Annotated in this window: 11 protein-coding genes; 4 read left to right on the top strand and 7 right to left on the bottom strand. The window is 74.6% G+C overall.

Going from position 1 to position 17,025, the window contains the following annotated elements; all coding sequences use genetic code 11:
* Positions 1 to 5: 5 nt before the first annotated feature.
* From ACZ7LK_RS27015 to ACZ7LK_RS27000, 4 genes are all read right to left on the bottom strand, one after another.
* On the bottom strand, positions 6 to 1,331 hold the full coding sequence (locus ACZ7LK_RS27015) for a PrsW family intramembrane metalloprotease (protein ID WP_392276866.1): 1,326 nt from the start codon (positions 1,329 to 1,331) through the stop codon (positions 6 to 8).
* 120 nt (positions 1,332 to 1,451) lie between these two features.
* The gene (gene trmB / locus ACZ7LK_RS27010; protein ID WP_392276867.1) at positions 1,452 to 2,222 is read right to left on the bottom strand and encodes a tRNA (guanosine(46)-N7)-methyltransferase TrmB; all 771 of its coding nucleotides are present in this window, start codon (positions 2,220 to 2,222) and stop codon (positions 1,452 to 1,454) included.
* A 69-nt stretch (positions 2,223 to 2,291) separates the two neighbouring features.
* Positions 2,292 to 3,509, bottom strand: a complete 1,218-nt coding sequence (lhgO, locus tag ACZ7LK_RS27005; protein ID WP_392276868.1) for an L-2-hydroxyglutarate oxidase — start codon at positions 3,507 to 3,509, stop codon at positions 2,292 to 2,294.
* 61 nt (positions 3,510 to 3,570) lie between these two features.
* On the bottom strand, positions 3,571 to 5,007 hold the full coding sequence (locus ACZ7LK_RS27000; RefSeq protein ID WP_392276869.1) for an MFS transporter: 1,437 nt from the start codon (positions 5,005 to 5,007) through the stop codon (positions 3,571 to 3,573).
* Between the two features lie 671 nt (positions 5,008 to 5,678).
* Between ACZ7LK_RS27000 and ACZ7LK_RS26995 the strand changes: the two genes are divergently transcribed.
* A complete protein-coding gene (locus ACZ7LK_RS26995) occupies positions 5,679 to 7,889 on the top strand; it encodes an asparagine synthase-related protein (protein ID WP_471143873.1) in 2,211 nt (736 codons plus the stop codon).
* 78 nt (positions 7,890 to 7,967) lie between these two features.
* On the opposite strand, the gene ACZ7LK_RS26990 is transcribed toward ACZ7LK_RS26995, so the two are convergent.
* Both ACZ7LK_RS26990 and ACZ7LK_RS26985 read right to left on the bottom strand, forming a co-directional pair.
* A complete protein-coding gene (locus tag ACZ7LK_RS26990; RefSeq protein ID WP_471143871.1) occupies positions 7,968 to 10,016 on the bottom strand; it encodes a sigma-70 family RNA polymerase sigma factor in 2,049 nt (682 codons plus the stop codon).
* A gap of 178 nt (positions 10,017 to 10,194) precedes the next feature.
* Complete coding sequence (locus ACZ7LK_RS26985) at positions 10,195 to 11,013, bottom strand: TetR/AcrR family transcriptional regulator (RefSeq protein ID WP_392276872.1); 819 nt, start codon at positions 11,011 to 11,013, stop codon at positions 10,195 to 10,197.
* A gap of 353 nt (positions 11,014 to 11,366) precedes the next feature.
* Here ACZ7LK_RS26985 and ACZ7LK_RS26980 point away from each other — a divergent pair, with 353 nt between their 5' ends.
* Together ACZ7LK_RS26980 and ACZ7LK_RS26975 are read left to right on the top strand one after the other, a co-directional pair.
* Entirely contained in the window at positions 11,367 to 12,767 is a 1,401-nt protein-coding gene (locus ACZ7LK_RS26980; RefSeq protein ID WP_392276873.1) for an NAD(P)/FAD-dependent oxidoreductase, read from the top strand.
* A 170-nt stretch (positions 12,768 to 12,937) separates the two neighbouring features.
* Entirely contained in the window at positions 12,938 to 14,590 is a 1,653-nt protein-coding gene (locus ACZ7LK_RS26975; protein WP_392276874.1) for an ATP-binding SpoIIE family protein phosphatase, read from the top strand.
* 1 nt (position 14,591) lies between these two features.
* On the opposite strand, the gene ACZ7LK_RS26970 is transcribed toward ACZ7LK_RS26975, so the two are convergent.
* Positions 14,592 to 15,869, bottom strand: a complete 1,278-nt coding sequence (locus tag ACZ7LK_RS26970) for an MFS transporter (RefSeq protein ID WP_392276887.1) — start codon at positions 15,867 to 15,869, stop codon at positions 14,592 to 14,594.
* A gap of 130 nt (positions 15,870 to 15,999) precedes the next feature.
* Here ACZ7LK_RS26970 and ACZ7LK_RS26965 point away from each other — a divergent pair, with 130 nt between their 5' ends.
* Positions 16,000 to 16,539: a MarR family winged helix-turn-helix transcriptional regulator gene (locus ACZ7LK_RS26965; protein ID WP_392276875.1), complete on the top strand. Its 540-nt coding sequence runs from the start codon at positions 16,000 to 16,002 to the stop codon at positions 16,537 to 16,539.
* The last annotated feature ends 486 nt before the right edge of the window (positions 16,540 to 17,025 follow it).

The raw sequence follows: 17,025 nt of genomic DNA, 5'->3' as shown, positions 1-17,025 counted from the left end.
CGGGGTCAGAAGCGGTACGGGTTGTAGCCGCCGTAGTCGAGGTGCGGGGGTGGCGTCCACACCCGGCCGGTGGCCTGCGCGGCGTACGTGAGCGCCGGTCCGGCGACCTCCTTGCGCTGCCACAGGTGGTGCAGCAGCTCCTGCTCCCGGGCCGCGAAGTCCGCGCCCACCGCGCCCCGGCGGGCCCGGTGGCGGAGGAACGCCAGGGACGTGGCGAACGCCTCGTACTCGCCGACCGCGCGGGCCGCCGCCGGGCCGAAGCAGCGCGCCGCGTACCCGCGCGCCAGCCCGCGCGCCCGCATTGAGGAGAGCGCGAGCGGTTCGGCGGGGGAGAGCCAGCCCGCCGCCGCGTACGCCGGGAGCTCGCCGGACACCGTGCGCAGCTCGCGCTGGCGCGACCAGATCGCCAGCCACGTCAGCAGTCCGAACGCGGGCAGCATGAACGCCCCGTACACCGCGTAGAACCCCCACGGCCCGTACGCCGCCGACCCGTTCCACAGCGCGTGCATGCCCATCGCCAGGGCCAGCCCCAGCAGCGGCAGCGCCACGCGGCGGATCCTCCGGCGGCGCGCGGTGAGCGCGGCGATGCCGAAACCGATGCCGGTGAGCACGGTGAACAGCGGGTGGGCGAACGGGGACATCACGATCCGCACGAAGAAGGTCGCGGCCGTGACCGACGCGAAGCCGGACGTCCCGAACTCCTGGTCCTCGCCGAAGGCGTTGCCGAGGTACAGGATGTTCTCGGTGAAGGCGAAGCCGGTGGCGGTGAACCCGGCGATGACCACGCCGTCGACGATCCCGGTGAAGTCCCGTCTGCGGAAGACGAAGACCAGCAGCACGGCGGCGGCCTTCGCGCTCTCCTCCACGACCGGCGCTATGACGGTCGCGCCGAGCGTGTCGGCGGAGGCGGGGTCGGCGGTGGCGGTGGCTATCCAGCGGGTCGCGAAGGTGTTGGCGACGATGGCGACGAGTGCCGCGGCGCACGCCCCCCACGCGAAGGAGAACAGCAGGTTCTTCCACGGACCCGGCTCGACCCGGTCGAGCCAGCGGAACGCGGCCATGAGGAGCGGAACGGGCAGCAGGGCGAGGCCGAGCCCGACCAGGAAGCCCTCCGTGCCGGTCTGCTCCCGGACCAGCGCGAGGATCACCAGCCCGCACAGGGCGAGCACGATGACCACCGCGGAAGCCCGCACCACCTTGCTGCGCCAGAACGCGCGGCGGGGCTTGTAGCGCCAGCGGGCACGCTCCGGCACGGCGTCGAACGACGGTCGTGGTTCGTACGCCGGGACGGCCGGATACGGCGAGTGGGCTTGCGCAGGCGAAGGGGACACGTGATCGACCCTAACGACCGCCACCGACAGTCCGCGACGACATCGGCCACGGCCTGGACGCCACACCGTCCGGGCGTCAGGCCCGGGTGCTCGCGCCGTCCGGTGCGGCGCGGCGCGCGGTCAGGTTTGCGCCCGGGCGAACAGCAGGTCGTGCACCACGTGCCCCTTGTCCAGGCCCTGGCCCTCGAAACGGGTCAGCGGCCGGAAGGCGGGGCGCGGCGCGTACCCCCCGTCGGGCATGGTGTTCTCGAAGTCGGGGTGGGCCGTCAGCACGTCCAGCATCTGCTCGGCGTACGGCTCCCAGTCGGTGGCGCAGTGCAGTACGGCACCGGGCTTCATCCGGGTGGCGACCAGGCCGAGGAACTCGGGCTGGATCAGCCGGCGCTTGTGGTGCCGCTTCTTGGGCCAGGGGTCGGGGAAGTAGACGCGTACGCCGTCGAGGGCGTCCGGAACCAGCATCTCGCGCAGCAGGATGATCGCGTCGCCGTTGGCCACCCGTACGTTCGTCAGGCCCGCCTTCTCGGCGAGGGACAGCAGGTTGCCCTGGCCGGGCGTGTGCACGTCCACCGCGAGGATGCCGGTCGACGGATCGTCGGCGGCCATCTGCGCGGTGGCCTCACCCATGCCGAAGCCGATCTCCAGCACGACCGGGAGCCCGCCGAACATCTCGTCCAGGTCGAGCGTGCGCTGCCCGTCGATGTCCAGCCCCCAGGCGCCCCACAGCCGCCGCAGCGCGTCGCCCTGCCCGGGCGTGACGCGGCTGCGCCGGGGCTGGAAGCTGCGGATCCGCCGCTCGAAGTGCGACCCGGCGGGGTCGGGCGCGGGGCCCTCGGGGAAGCGGGGCTCGCCCTTGGGTCGGCGGGGGACGGCGGTTTCACGGGACTCAGACACAATGCCCCGATTCTACGGCGCCCCCGGGGCGCGCCGCCCCGGCCGGCGGCCCACCGGCGGCCGCCGGGGTCACCCCAGGTGCGTCAGGGCCCGCCGGGCGACCTCGCGGCCGATCGGCAGGGACGCCGTCGCCGCGGGGGACGGGGCGTTCAGCACGTGGACCGTCCGCGGGGCCTCGCGGATCAGGAAGTCGTCGACCAGGGTCCCGTCCCGCAGCACCGCCTGGGCGCGGACGCCCGCCGGGGCGCGGTGGAGGTCCCCGGGCTCGACCGCCGGGAGCAGCCGCCGCACCGCCGTCGTGAACGCCCGCTTGGACACCGACCGGTGCACCTCCCCCGCCCCGTACCGCCAGTGGCGGCGGGCGATCCGCCAGGAGCCCGGCCACGCCAGGGTCCCGGCCAGCTCGCCCGGCCGGACGACGGACCAGCGGTACCCCTCGCGGGCCGACGCGGGCACCGCGTTCGGCCCGACGTGGACGCCCCCGTCGATCCCGCGCGTCAGGTGCACGCCCAGGAACGGGAACGCCGGGTCCGGCACCGGGTACACCAGGCCCCGGACCAGCTCCGGCCGGGCCAGCTCGTAGTACTCGCCCCGGAAGGGGACGATCCGCATGCCCGGGTCGTCACCCGCCAGCCGGGCCACCCGGTCGCAGTGCAGGCCCGCGCAGTTCACCAGGACCCGGCTGCGCACGATCGCCCCGCCGGCCGTCCGCACGGCGACGCCCCAGGGGCGCCGGTCCACGGCGGTGACCTCCGCCCCGTACCGGACCTCGGCACCGGAGGACTCCGCGAGCTGGGCGGCCACCGCCCCGTAGTCGCACACCCCGGTCGTACCGACGTGGATCGCCGCCAGGCCCCGCACCCGCGGCTCGTACTCGGTGATCTGGGCCGGGCCCAGCTCGCGCACCGGGATGCCGTTCTCCCGGCCCCGCTGGACCAGCGCGTGCAGCCGGGGCAGCTCGGCCCGCTCGGTCGCCACGATCAGCTTGCCGGTGACCTCGTGGGGCAGGCCGTACTCGGCGCAGAACTTCACCATCTCCGCGGCGCCCCGCACCGCGTACCGCGCCTTGAGGGAGCCGGGCCGGTAGTAGATGCCGCTGTGGATCACGCCGCTGTTGCGCCCGGTCTGGTGGAGCGCGGGGCCCCGCTCCTTCTCCAGCACCACCACGCGCGTCCCCGGGGCGGCGCGCGTGATCGCGTACGCCGTCGACAGACCGACGATCCCGCCGCCGATCACGAGCACGTCGCAGTCGAATCTGCCATCGCCGAACGCGGACACCTGTGCCACCTCCCACCCCAGATAGTGCACTGGCCCACTGACAATGGCCTTAAACCAGGTGGGACACGGCTCACGCCGGAGCCATCAGCAGCGGGCGGGCCCGCTCCCGCAGCTCCGCGACCCGGGGCTCGTCCCCGTACGGCTCCAGGCGGTGCAGCAGGTCCCTCACGTACTCGGTCGTCCGCGCCGAGGAGATCCGCCCGGCCACCTCCACCGCGCGCGTGCCGGCCGCGCAGGCCGCGTCCAGGTTGCCCGACTCCAGCTCGGCCACGGCGCTCACCACCAGGCGTAAACCGTGCGAGCGGACGTACTCCTCCGTCGGCCGCGACAGGGCCTGTTCCGTGAAGCGGCGCACCTGGCGCGGTGCCTTGAGGTCCCGGTAGCACTCCGCGGCGTCCGCGCAGAACCGGTCGTAGGAGTAGAAGCCCAGCCAGGACGGGTCCGGGTCGCCCTCCCGGGACCGCTCCAGCCACCCCTCCGCGGCCCGCAGCGCCGCCCCCGCCGCCGCCGCGTCCCCGGCCTTGGCGTGCGCCCGCGCCTCCACCAGCCGGAAGAAGGACATGGTCCGGGCGGTGGCCAGGCCCCGGTTGCGCTCCAGCGCCGCCTGCGCCAGGTCGACGCCCTCGTCGGCGAAGCCCCGGTAGGTCGCCTGGAGCGACATGGACGCCAGCACGTACCCGCCGAGCGGCACGTCGGCGGCCGCCCGCGCGAGCCGCAGCGCCTGGATGTAGTAGCGCTGGGCGGCCTCCTGCTGACCGGTGTCGAAGGCCATCCAGCCCGCCAGCCGGGTCAGCTCCGCGGTCGCCCCGAACAGCGCCCGGCCCACCTCGTCCGAGTACGAGCCGAGCAGCAGCGGCGCCGCGTCCACCCGCAGGCACTCGGGCACCATCGAGGAGCGCCAGTCACCGCCCCCGTACTTGGAGTCCCAGCGCCGGGCGTCCTCCGCCGCCTCCCGCAGCTTCGCCACGTCGCTGTGCCCCACCCGCACCGCACCGGCCTCGTCGGCGGCGCCGTCCGGTGCCGGGTGCACGGACCGTTCCACCGAGGAGTCGGCGGGGGTTATCAGCCAGCGCGAGGCGGGCGTCGCATAGGCGCTGACCGCGAAGGATCCGGCCAGCGACTGCCAGATCCCGCCACCACCGGCCCGCCGTCCGGCCAGATCCAGCCGGTACAGCTCGGTGGCGGACCTCACCGCCTCGCCCACGTCGCGCGGGAAGGCCAGCCCCACCTCGGGAGCGGGGTCGGCGTCGGCGAGGCCGATCTCGTGCAGCGGCACCGGGCGGCCCAGCTTCTGCCCGATCGCGGCCGCGATCAGGTGCGGCGCGGCGCCCTGGGGGACCATCCCCTTGGACACCCACCGGGCGACCGACGTCTTGTCGTACCGCAGGGTCAGACCGCGCTGCGCCCCGAGGTCGTTGACCCGCCGGGCCAGGCCGGCGTTGCTGATTCCCGCGAGGGCGAGAACGGTGCCGAGCTTCTCGTTCGGCCCGCGTTGCTCCCTGGACATGCGCCACCCCTCGACCCACAGACGGCCGCCGAGACGCCATGCATAGGCGCGCGGCATTCGTAAACCCAGCGTAGTTCGCCGCATCCCCACCGTTAAGGGGCGGTGTTCCGTATGGCGAGATTGTTGTGCGCGAACGGGGCACACCGCCCGGCGGCGCCCGAAGGGTGCGCGGGCGCTGCGCGGCCGGGTCGCACGGCCCGCCGGTGGCGGCCGGCGGACGGCGCGCGCCCCGGGCCGGCGGGGGCGCGCCCCCGCCGTGCTCCGGGTGTGTGGCCGTGCGCCTGTCCGTGCGCTCTGGCTCGTGGCGTGGGGGAGCGCTTCCATGGGTCTGCGTGGGTCGGCCCGCCGTACTGGAAGCGGTGGGCTGGGGGACACCGCCGCCTCAATCCCCGCGGGTGGCGGACCGGTCCGGGAGGCGGACAGCGCCTCCCGGACTGAGCTTGTGGGTAACTCTGTCAACATTTGTACGGTTCGGGCGGTCACGAAAGTTGGCTGAATGATGCCCCTCGTTCAGCTCGTCGAACCCTCGCCCGTTCCGGCGCCAAGTGGCCAATGCCAGGGGCGCGTTCCCATTTGACGGGGCGCGCCCCGTAGTCCCTCCCGCACGCCGTTGTCGTGGCAGCATGTCTCCATCAAGAGTGCTGAGTTGTCCACAGGCTGTGGAGGCGGCGATGCGGTGGCTGGTGGGGTGGAGCAGTATCGCCGCGAGTTTCGGTGCGGGCTTCGCCGCCGCCGGGGCCGTCGGCGGCGATGACGAGAACCGCACCGTGCACCCCGTCGGCGCCCAACTGCTGTGGGGCGACCCCGATCCGCTGTGGGCGGTCGGCGACTGGCGTCCCGACGAGATCCGCCTCGTCAGCCTCGACCCCGGCTCCCGCCTCCCCGGGAGCACCCCGGGCAACCACTACGGCGGTGCGAACGGCGGCAACCACCACGGCGGTGCGAACGGCGGCTCCCACGGCGGGGCCCCCGTCGCCCGCCTCGCCGTCCTGGGCTGCTGCGCCGCCGACGACGACCAGCTCAGGCTCGGGCTGCTCGCCGCGCGCGGCGGCGCCATGCGCCACCTCACCGCCTGGCCGGGCAGCTACACCGCCGTCGTCCAGGTCGGCCGCCGCATCATCGTCACCGGCGACCTGGCCGGCGCGCGGCCCGTCTTCCACACTCCCTGGGCGGGCGGCACCGCGTACGCCACCGCCGCCCTGCCTCTCGCCGACCTCATCGAGGCCCAGCTCGACATCGGGCACCTCGCCGCCCTGCTCGCCTGCCCCGAAACCCCGGAGGCGCTCAGCGACTCGACCCCGTACGTGGGTGTCAGGCGCGTCCCGCCCGGCCACGCCCTGGTGCTGCGCGAGGGCTCCCGCGAGATCACCGGGTACGAACCGGTCGCCTCCCTCGCCGTCGCCGCGCCCCAGGTCGACCCCGACCGGGCGGTGGACGGCGTACGGGACGCGCTGGTCGAGGCGGTACGGGCGCGCCTCACCGCCCCCCGGCACGCCCCCGAGACCCTGCCGCCCGACCCCGGCCCCGTCCCCGGCATGGGCCCCGCCGAGCGGCGCGCCGCCCGCGGGGCCCCCGTCCCGGGCATCGGCGCCGACCTGTCCGGCGGCAGCGCGTCCGGGACGCTCGCGCTGCTGGCGGCCGGCCTGCCCGGCGTACCGGGCACGATCCTGGGGCAGGGCACCGGCGCGGGCGAGCGGCTGCTCGCCGTCACCTTCAACGATCTGGCCACCGGCGGGCGGGACGCCGAGGCGGAGCGGACCCGCGCCCGCGCCATCGCCGAGAACCCGCGCCTGCACCACGTCGTCGTCGCCGCGTCCGAGGAGGCCCTGCCGTACGCCGAGCTGGAAGGCCCCCTCACCGACGAGCCCGGGCCCTCCCTGGTGACCGCCGAACGGCACCGGCGGCGCCTCGCGGCGGGCAGCGCCGACCACTTCACCGGACACGGCGCACGGCAGGTGCTCGACGCCCACCCCGCGCGCCTGGCCGACCTGCTGATGGACCGCAGACGGCGCCACCTGCTGCGGCCCGTCACCGCCCTCGCCAAGGCCACCGGGCCCTCCGCCGGCTCCCTGCTCGTTCCGCTGACCGTCTACCGGGCGGCCCGCAGACTCGCCCGTACGCCCTACCGCGCCGGTCTGGAATCGGCCGCCGGCCGGCTCCTGGAGGCCAACCGCAGCCCCGGCGCCCCCGGCGGGCCGCTCGGCGCCTCGCTCGCCGCCCTCACCTGGGCGCGGCCCGGGCCCGCCGCCCGCTGGCTCACCGGTGAGGCCCTCGCGGAAGTATCGGTTCGCCTCAACCAGGCCGCGACCAGACCCACGTCCGTCCAGCGCCCCGGCGAGGCACGCGCCCGGGCGGCCCTGGCCCGGTACGCGGCGGACCACCGCATCCTGGAGCAGGCCGCCGAGGTCCGCAGCCAGCGCCTGCACTCGCCGTTCCTCGACAACCAGGTCGTACGGGCCTGTCGCGACCTGCCCGAATCGCTGCGGGTCCGGCCCGGCGCCCGCGCGGCGATCCTCCGCGCCGTCCTCGCGGGCGCCGGCATCCACGACCTGCCGCCCGGCTGGGGCGCCACCTCCCACGCCCCGACGGCCGCCGCCAACCGGGCCGGGCTGCGGGCCGCGCTGCCTGGGCTGCTGGCCCTCTTCGAGGCCCCGCTCCTCGCGGACGCGGGCCTCATCGAGGCGCGGGTCGTCCGCAAGGCCCTCCGCGCCGCCACCGAGGGCGAGCCGGTCCCCCTGGACGGGCTCGCCGACCTGGTCTCCACGGAACTGTGGCTGCGCCGCCTGCTGGCCCGCCGGGGCACCTGCTGGACCGGCTCGGCGGCCCCCCGGCAGCGCGCCGTGGCCGGCGGGGTCCCCCCGCGCCCCACCCTCCGCTCCTGACCGCCGGGCGCACGCCCCGGTGCGGCACCGGGGCGTTGACGTACGGCGAAGGGCCAGGCGAGACCTTGCGGACACGACCTAGCCGCAGATGATCCGCGACTCCGCCCAGCCGACGGGCGCCACCGCGCCGAGGGGGGCGCCGGGAGCGGGTTCGACGACCAGGCGGACGGTGCCGATCCCGGTGACGGGGACGCGCACCGGTACGGCCGCGTCGCCGCCACGCAGCACCGGGGAGCGCCACAGCCGCGCCCCGTCCCCGTACACGGAGAACCGCACCGCGCCGAGCCCCAGCGCCATGTCGTCCACACCGGCGAACGCCCGGAAGGACGAGCAGGGGCGGTGCAGGTCGATGGTCAGCGACGAGCGGGCGCGCACGGTCACGCCGTGCCCGTACCGCCGGCCGCCGATCGACATCCCCCAGCGTTGCCACATCCAGCTCGACGCCCCGAGCCGGACCTCCGGCCCGGTGTGGTCGCCCTGGAGGTCGTAGCCGAGCCGGTCGACCCGGTACACGGCGGGCGGCGGGGAGGGCGGCACGGGCGCCGTCGGAGGGGCGGGCACCGGGGCCGGCGGGGCGGGTGGCGCGGGGCGTGGCGCGGGCGGCGGCGTGGGCGCGGGCTCGGGTGCGGCGGGGGCCGGCGACGCGGGTACGGGCGCCGGGGCGGACGGGCCGGCCGGTGCCGGTTCCGCCGGGCGGGCGCCGGGCCGGGCCACTGGTTCCGGCGCGGGCGCGGGGTCCGGGGGCGGGGCCGGGGTGCCCGGCTCGGCCACCGGCCGCGGCGGGGCGGGTCCGACGGCCGGTGGCCGCGCCTCCGGGCCCGCCGGGGGTCCGGGGCTGCCGGACAGGGCCCACACCACGCCCGCCACGGCGGTGACGGCCACCGTCACCGCGATACCCGCCTTCGCCGGGGCACCGAGCCCCTCGGCGGCGGCGCCACCGGCCACTCCACCGGCCCCCGCCGCCGCACCACCCGCACCACCCGCACCACCAGCGCCACCCGTCACGGCCGCCGCTCCCGCACCGGCGCCCACCGCACCCGCCGCGCCCGCCGCCCCACCGGCCACCAGCCCGGCGGCCTTGACGGAGTACCCGGCCGCGAACCAGCCGACGACGGCGGCCGGCAGCAGCGCCGGGATCCCGGCGTTGACCTGCTCCAGCTCACCCGCCGCCAGCCTGCACCGGGCGCACTCCTCCAAGTGCCGGCGCAAGCCCCGCTCCGCCCGCATCCGCAACCCGCCCCGGGCGTACGCCCCGAGCCGGTCCGCGTACCGCGCGCAGTCCCCGCCCGCGGTCAGCGACCGGCTCACGTGCGCTTGCAAGTACGCCTGCTTCAGCCCTTCACGGGCCCGGCTGGCCAGCACCGCCGTGGCGTTGGCGGTCAGCCCGAACAGCGGCGCCACCTCGCTCGGCGACTCCTCCTCCACCGTGGTGTGCCACAGCACCGCCTGCCACCGCTCGGGCAGCGAACGGAACGCCCGCATGGCGAGCGACTGCTCGGCCTCGTGCATGGCCCGGACGTCGGCGCCCAGCTCCAGCGTGGCGGCGTCCGACACGGCCGACGCGCGCACCGCGTCCGCCGCGAACACCGCGAAGTCCTCGACCAACTGCTCCCGCCGGGACGTGCTCGTCCACGAGGCGGCCACCCGCCGCACCGTCGTCAGCAGGTACGCCCGCACCGCCTGCCGGGGCCCCGCTCCGCCGCGCACCGCCTGGAGGGTCCGGGCGAACACCTCCGCCGTCAGGTCGTCCGCGGTGTGCGCGTCACGGCAGCACGTCCGGGCGTAGCGCCGCACCGCCTCCGCGTGCCGGCGGAACAACTCCTCGTACGCGGAGTCGTCACCGCCGCGCGTCCGGCGGACCAGCTCGGCGTCCGACGGGGGCCGCTCGACGGGCGGCGGCAGCACCGAACCGGCGCTCCCGGCCGACCGGTGCTCGCGCTGCGCGGGCACGGGCGCCTCGACGTCGTCCCGCGCGGGCGGCGCCGGGGCACCGCCGGGCCCGCCCTGACTCGGCACCTTGGGCGAGGCCCCCACCGCGGGCGTGGACGGCCCGGACGCCGACGGCAACAACCCGTCCGCCTCCGTGGCCCCGCCGCCGAACGGCTCGTCGCGACCGTCACCGCTCATCGCGGAAGCCCCCGTACCACTGCCTCAGACCCGGACAGGGGTCAGAGTGCCACAGGGAACCGGCCTCGCCGGGGGCAAGCGCCCGTCAACCACCCGTCCGTGGAAACGACCCGAACGCCGGAACCGGAGCTGCCCCGTTCGGGTGACCCGGCTCCCCGGGCCACCCCACGCCCCGCGCTCACGCCGGCCGGGAGCGGAGCCCTTCCAGCAGGATCTCCAGGAGCCGTGCCGACGCGGCGCTCTGCTGTGCCGCGTCCGGCAGCGAGGGCGCCGCCGTGGCGATGACCAGCAGCACGTCCGCCACCGTCACGTCACCGCGCAGCTCGCCCGCCTCCCGGGCCCGGTCGACCAGCTGGCCGACGACCTCCAGCAGCTCCGACGCACCCGCGTCGTCCAGCTCGGCCACCGGCACCGCACGCGGCGGGACCACCCGCAGCTCCGGCTGCCCACCGACCGCCGGGACGGCGGACCCCGCACGCTGCTGCGGCACCCGCGTCGTCTCCTCGGCCACGCCGACGGCCACCGGCGCCTCGCCCGGCTCGTCCACGCCCACGCGCAGCACGTGCGGCGGCAGCAGACGCCCCGCGCCCGAGGCGACGGACGTCCGCAGGAACCGGGAGAGCGCCGACCACGGCTCCTCCTCCTGCCCCAGGGCCGTACGCGCCTGCTCGGTGAGCCGGGCGGTCTCCTCCTCGGCTATCCGGCGCACCAGCACGTCCTTGCTCGGGAACCGCCGGTAGACCGTCCCGACCCCGACCCGCGCCCTGCGCGCCACGTCCTCCATCGGCGCCCCGTACCCGAGCTCGCCGAACACCTCCCGAGCCGCCCGCAGCACGTGCTCGAGGTTCCGCTGCGCGTCCACCCGCAGCGGCGCCGTACGACTCGACGGCCCGCCCGCTCCGACCCGGCCGCTCATCCCGCCGCCCAGCCCGTCCGCGGACGGGGACGTGGACGCCGATGCGACGGCGGTCGACCAACGCGAATCCTGAATATGCATGAATGTTCCCCCGGTAATGATGTGTCTCCCCCCGGAGACTCCCCCACCCTGACAACCGGGGACCGGTCCACACGCTCAGGTCATGCGCAGTGACCCGACTCCCCGACGACATACGAACATAGTTGAGTCGAGGTCAATTCAGAAGGGGCAGTTCCGACCGGTGCGCCCCCCGATCGGAGCAAGGACCGGAAGACTCCCGATTCTGCCCCCTCCCGCCACCCCTCTCCCGCCCCCTGACCTGCGGGCCTTTCGCCGTGCCCACCCTCCGCGCCACCCCGCGCCCCGCCCTGCCTCCGGTCACATGATGTGCCGGGCCTGTGGACAAACCCCGAAGCCCGTTGCGTCATGGGAGGGTGACCGAACCTGTGCGCATTCTCGTTGTCGGCGGTGGCTACGTCGGGATGTACACCGCGCTGCACCTCCAACGGCTGCTCAAGGCCGAGCTGAGAAGCGGCACGGCCCAGATCACGGTGGTCACACCGGACCCGTACATGACGTACCAGCCCTTCCTCCCCGAGGCGGCCGCCGGCAACATCTCGCCACGGCACGTCGTCGTCCCGCTGCGCCGGGTCCTCGACAAGTGCAGGATCGTCATCGGCGAGGCCAGGTCCGTCGACCACGCCAAGCGCACGGCGACCGTCACCACCCTCGCCACCGACGAGGAGGGCGCCGGGCCGGTCCAGCTCACCTACGACGAACTGGTCCTCGCGCCCGGATCCGTCTCCCGCACCCTCCCGGTCCCCGGCCTGGCCGAGTACGCCATCGGCTTCAAGACCGTCGAGGAGGCCATCGGACTGCGCAACCACGTCATCGAGCAGATGGACATCGCCTCCTCCACCCGCGACCCCGCCATCCGCGACGCCGCCCTCACCTTCGTTTTCGTCGGCGGCGGCTACGCCGGGGTCGAGGCGCTCGGCGAGCTGGAGGACATGGCCCGCTACACCGCGCGGTACTACCACAACATCAAGCCACAGGACCTGAAATGGGTCCTCGTCGAGGCGACCGGCCGCATCCTGCCCGAGGTCGGCGAGGACATGGGCAAGTACACCGTGCGCGAATTGCGCGCCCGCAACATCGACGTCCGCCTCGAAACCCGCCTGGAGTCGTGCGAGGACCGGGTCGCCGTCCTCAGCGACGGCAGCCGCTTCCCGACCCGTACCGTCGTGTGGACCGCCGGGGTCAAACCCGCACCCGTCCTCGCCCACACCGACCTGCCCCTGAACGAACGCGGCCGCCTCAAGTGCACCGCCCGCCTCGCCGTCGAGGGGGTCGAGCACGCCTGGTCGGCCGGCGACTCCGCCGCCGTCCCCGACATCACCGCCGACGAACCGGGGAGGGAGTGCGCGCCCAACGCCCAGCACGCCGTGCGCCAGACCAAGGTCCTCGCCGAGAACCTCGTCGCCACACTCCAGGGGCGGCCCCTCAAGGACTACGGCCACAAGTACGCCGGGTCCGTCGCCTCCCTCGGCCTCCACAAGGGCGTCGCCCACGTCTACGGACGCAAACTCAAGGGTTACCCCGCCTGGTTCATGCACCGGGCGTACCATCTCAGCCGCGTCCCCACCTTCAACCGCAAGGCGCGCGTGCTGGCCGAGTGGACCCTCGCCGGCCTGTTCAAGAGGGAGATCGTCTCCCTCGGATCCCTGGAGCATCCGCGGGCCGAGTTCGAACTCGCCGCGGGGCCGCCGCCACCCGAACCCGACGACGAGGCGTCGAAGGGCGGAACCGCCGACGGCGGAGCCAAGTCCGACTGAGGGGAGCGGCAACGGGCCGCTCCTGACGACAGGGCGCCACCGACGAGGCGGAGTGACGACAGACGCCCGCTGTCAGTGCGGTCGGTCACACTGGACGTGTGACCATAGGTGGGCTCACACCTGCACAGAGTGACTCAGCACGGCAACGACACCATGAGGCATACAGATCCGTGAACTTCACGCGTTGGAGCGCCCGGCTCCCCGGCACGCAGCGCCGTGCCGCCGCGCGCGGCACCGACCCCGGGGTCCCGCCGGCGCAGCGGGGCGACTCCGTACCCGCGGCGCGAGGTGAGTCCGACCAGCGGCTGGAGCCCGTGCCCGACGACGTCCCCGCCCTGGAGGACTTCTCCGTACGAGAGCTCCTCGGCCGCCTCCCCGGGCTCGTCGCCCTCACCTACGGCGCCGACCACCGCGTCGCGTACGTCAACGACGCCTACGCCGCCGCCTTCGGCCCCCGCCCGGCCGGCACGACGGTCGCCACCACCTGCCCGGAGCTCGCCGAGCTGGGCCTGCCGCCGCTGATGGACCAGGTGCTGCGCAGCGGCAGGCCCCGCACGGTCAAGTCCCGCCGCACCCGCGCGGGCGGCTCGTACACGGTGACCTGCCTGCCCGTCGGCCTGCGGGGGACGACCGGCTCCGGCGTCCTCGTCCACGCCGCGGACGTCACCGACCACGCCGAGGCGGCCGAGCGGCTGCGGGCCAGCGAGCGCCGCCACCGCGAGACCGCCGTCACCCTGCAAAGGTCACTGCTGCCCCAGGAATTGGAACAGCCCGACGACCTCCGCGTCGCCGCCACCTACCAGCCGGGCGGTACGGACGCGGCCGTCGGCGGCGACTGGTACGACGTGATCACCCTGGGCGCCGGCCGCACCGCGCTCGTCATCGGCGACGTGATGGGCCGCGGCGTCCGCGCGGCCGCCGTCATGGGCCAACTGCGCACCGCGGTCAGGGCCTACGCCCGCCTGGACCTGCCTCCCCACGAGGTGCTCCAGCTCCTGGACGGCCTCGCCGCCGAGATCGACGCCAGCCAGATCGCCACCTGCGTCTACGCCGTCCACGACCCCAACGAGGGCCGCCTCGTCTACGCCTCCGCCGGGCACCTCCCGATCCTCGTCCGGGACGAGGACGGCACCGTCCGCCGCGCCGAGGAACCGACCGGCCCCCCGCTCGGCACCGGCGGCTGGCTCCACACCTCCGGCACCATCGCCCTCCCGCCCGGCTCCACCGCCGTCCTCTACACGGACGGCCTGGTCGAGCGGCGCCGCGAGGACATCGACGAGGGCGTCGCATCCCTTGAGCGCGCCCTGTCCGGTGCCGACGGCACCCCCCAGGTCGTCTGCGACCGGCTGCTGCGGGCCCTCGGCGTCACCGCCGAGCACGACGACGACGTCGCCGTCCTGGTCTGCCAGCACCCGTCCCGGTCGGGCCCGGACGCCGAGCTGTTCCACAACGCCGCCCTCGACCTGCTCGGCGGCATCGAAGCGGCGCCACGCGCGCGTGCCTTCGCGTCCGGGGTCCTCTCCAGCTGGCGCTTCCCCGTCGAGCTGCGCGACCTGGGCGTGCTCGCCACCAGCGAGCTGGTGGCGAACTCCCTCCAGCACGGCACCCCGCCGATGCGCCTCAGACTCCGCCGCACCGACCGCCGCCTGATCATCGAGGTGACGGACGGCGACGACCACCTGCCGCGCCGCCGCCGCGCCGAAACGGAGGACGAGGCGGGCCGTGGCATCTCGATCATCGCCACGATCGCCTCGTCCTGGGGAAGCCGCCGGACCCCGGGCGGCGGCAAGGCGGTCTGGTGCGAGTTCGCCCTGCCGGGCTAGGTCAGGCGGCAGCCTCCACGGCCCTCTCCGGCGTGCGCTGCGCCACGACCCGCGACCCGGCCACCAGGTACGGGTGGTCCTGCGCCGGGGTGAGCCGCCTGCCGAGCCGCACCGCCAGCAGGGTGATGCCCAGCGAGAAGAGGACGAACGTCACGATGTACGGCCCGTGCAGCGCGGCCCCCATGGGCCCGCCCACGGCCGGCCCCACCGCCAGCGCGAGCTGCTTGACCAGCGCGAAGGCCGAGTTGTACTGCCCGACCATCGACTCCGGCGCCAGGTCGGCGACCAGCGGCGCCACGGTCGGCGACAGCATCGCCTCGCCCAGCCCGAACAGGCCGTACGTCACGATGAACGCGGCCGTCGCCATCGTCCGGCTGCCGTGCCCCAGCCCCGCGTACCCCGCGCACAGCCACGCCACGGTCCAGATCAGCCCGACCCAGGCGATCACCCGCGTCCGCCGGCGCCGCTCCACGAACCGCAGCACCAGGAACTGCGCGGCCACGATGACGGCCGTGTTCGCCGCCAGGGCCATGCCGAGCGCCGACGGCTCGATACCGGCGGCCTCGGTCCCGTACGCGGCCAGACCCGACTCGAACTGTCCGTAGCAGGCGAAGAACAACACGAAGCCCAGGACGCACAGCTGCACCATGGCCCGGTGCCCGAGCAGGGCCCGCAGCCCGCCGGCGGCCCTGCCCGCCGTAGGTGCCTGACCGATCGACGGCGTACGCGGCATGGACACGGTGGCGGCGATCCCGGCGAGGACCAGGAACATCGCGGCCTCGATCGAGAAGAGCAGCAGGAAGCTGCCGGGCCGGCTCTCGTCCACGAGCTGGCCGCCGATCAGGCCGCCGATGCCGAGGCCGAGGTTCTGGAGGAAGAACTGCATGGCGAACGCGCGGGTCCGGGTCGCGGTGGACGAGCACCAGACGATCATCGTCGCGAGCGCCGGCTGCATCACGGCCGTACCGGCCCCCAGCAGTGCCGCCGCGCCGACGACGGACGGGACGCTGCCCGCCAGCCCCATGCCCAGGGCCCCGACGGCGGCCAGCAGCGCGGCCCCCACCAGGACGGGCAGCGGGCCCCGGCGGTCGATGGCCCGCCCGGTGAAGGGGAGGACCACCAGAGCGGCCATGGCGAAGACCGCCAGCACGGCCCCCGCCGTACCGGCGCCCAGGTCCCGCACCTGAGCCACATACACATAGAGATACGGAACGGTGAACCCGAGCCCGAACGCGCTCAGCACGTTCCCCGCCTGGATCCGGCGCATCGCAGCGCCCATCGCCTTGGTCACACTCACCTACTTCGAAACCGGAGGACTCAGTCCTGAAGACTTCAACACTAAAGTTCGATGCTTAACTGTACACATCGAAGGACTTCAACGCCAACGAGTGCCATGGGATACTCCCCGCATGTCCGACACGCAGGAACCGAGCCTCGACGAGCAGATCGCCGCCTACCAGCGCGAATTCCGCGACCTCGACCCCCAGGTCGAGAAGGTGGTCTCGGCCCTCGGCCGGCTGAACCGCCGGATGAACGTCGCGTACGGCCGCCAGGTCGCCGAGCTCGGCATCAGCAACGCCGAGTGGGAGGTCCTCAAGCACCTCGTCCTCTCCGGCGCGCCCTACCGGCTCGGCCCCGGCGAGCTCGCCAAGCGCCTCGGCCTCACCCCCGCCGCCATGACCCACCGCATCGACCGCATGGCCGCCGAGGGCCTCGTCACCCGCGACCGGGACGAGAACAACCGGGTACGCGTGATCGTGGAACTGACCGACGAGGGCCGCACCAAGTGGCTGGAGGCCATGCGCATGGCCACCGCCTTCGAGGAGGACCTGCTCCAGGACCTCTCACCCGACGAGCGGGGCGCCCTGGGCGACATGCTGATCCGCCTGCTGCGCCGCGTGGAGCACGCCCAGCCGGACGCGGGCGGCCGGCTCACGGACCTGGACTAGCCGCCCTCGGGGCGGGGTTGACACACCCCTCCCGGATCCGTAAAGTTCTTCGGGTTGCCACGGAGCCGTAACGGTTCTGCGGCAGCCGATCCCGCCGCAGCAGCGGCAACCAAACTCAGCACGGACTCCCGACCGGGACGTATTTCGGCGTGCCGAAATACATTTCGAAGACTCGATTATGAGTCGCCCGGGAAATCCGCTAGGGTTTGAAACGTCGGAACGGCCCAACAGCCGGAAAGACAAACCCCGCTGACTGGGAATCAGGCCCGAAAGGATCTGATAGAGTCGGAACCGCCGGAAAGGGAAACGCGAAAGCGAAGAACGGCCCGGCAGCCCGCTCCAGCGGGTGGCGGAAACGGAAAACGGATCTGCTAGACTGGAAACACGAAAGACCGAAGGGAAGCGCCCGGAGGAAAGCCCGAGAGGGTGAGTACGAAGGAAGCGTCCGTTCCTTGAGAACTCAACAGCGTGCCAAAAATCAACGCC

It is taken from the genome of Streptomyces sp. NPDC039423, assembly GCF_055598725.1.
This window is presented reverse-complemented; position numbering and strand designations above follow the sequence as displayed.

Coding starts and splice junctions, on each gene's coding strand:
- ACZ7LK_RS27000 (WP_392276869.1), bottom strand. CDS start 5,007: ATGTCCAGGGAGCAACGCGGGCCGAACGAGAAGCTCGGCACCGTTCTC.
- ACZ7LK_RS26995 (WP_471143873.1), top strand. CDS start 5,679: ATGCGGTGGCTGGTGGGGTGGAGCAGTATCGCCGCGAGTTTCGGTGCG.
- ACZ7LK_RS26990 (WP_471143871.1), bottom strand. CDS start 10,016: ATGAGCGGTGACGGTCGCGACGAGCCGTTCGGCGGCGGGGCCACGGAG.
- ACZ7LK_RS26985 (WP_392276872.1), bottom strand. CDS start 11,013: ATGCATATTCAGGATTCGCGTTGGTCGACCGCCGTCGCATCGGCGTCC.
- ACZ7LK_RS26970 (WP_392276887.1), bottom strand. CDS start 15,869: ATGGGCGCTGCGATGCGCCGGATCCAGGCGGGGAACGTGCTGAGCGCG.
- ACZ7LK_RS26965 (WP_392276875.1), top strand. CDS start 16,000: ATGTCCGACACGCAGGAACCGAGCCTCGACGAGCAGATCGCCGCCTAC.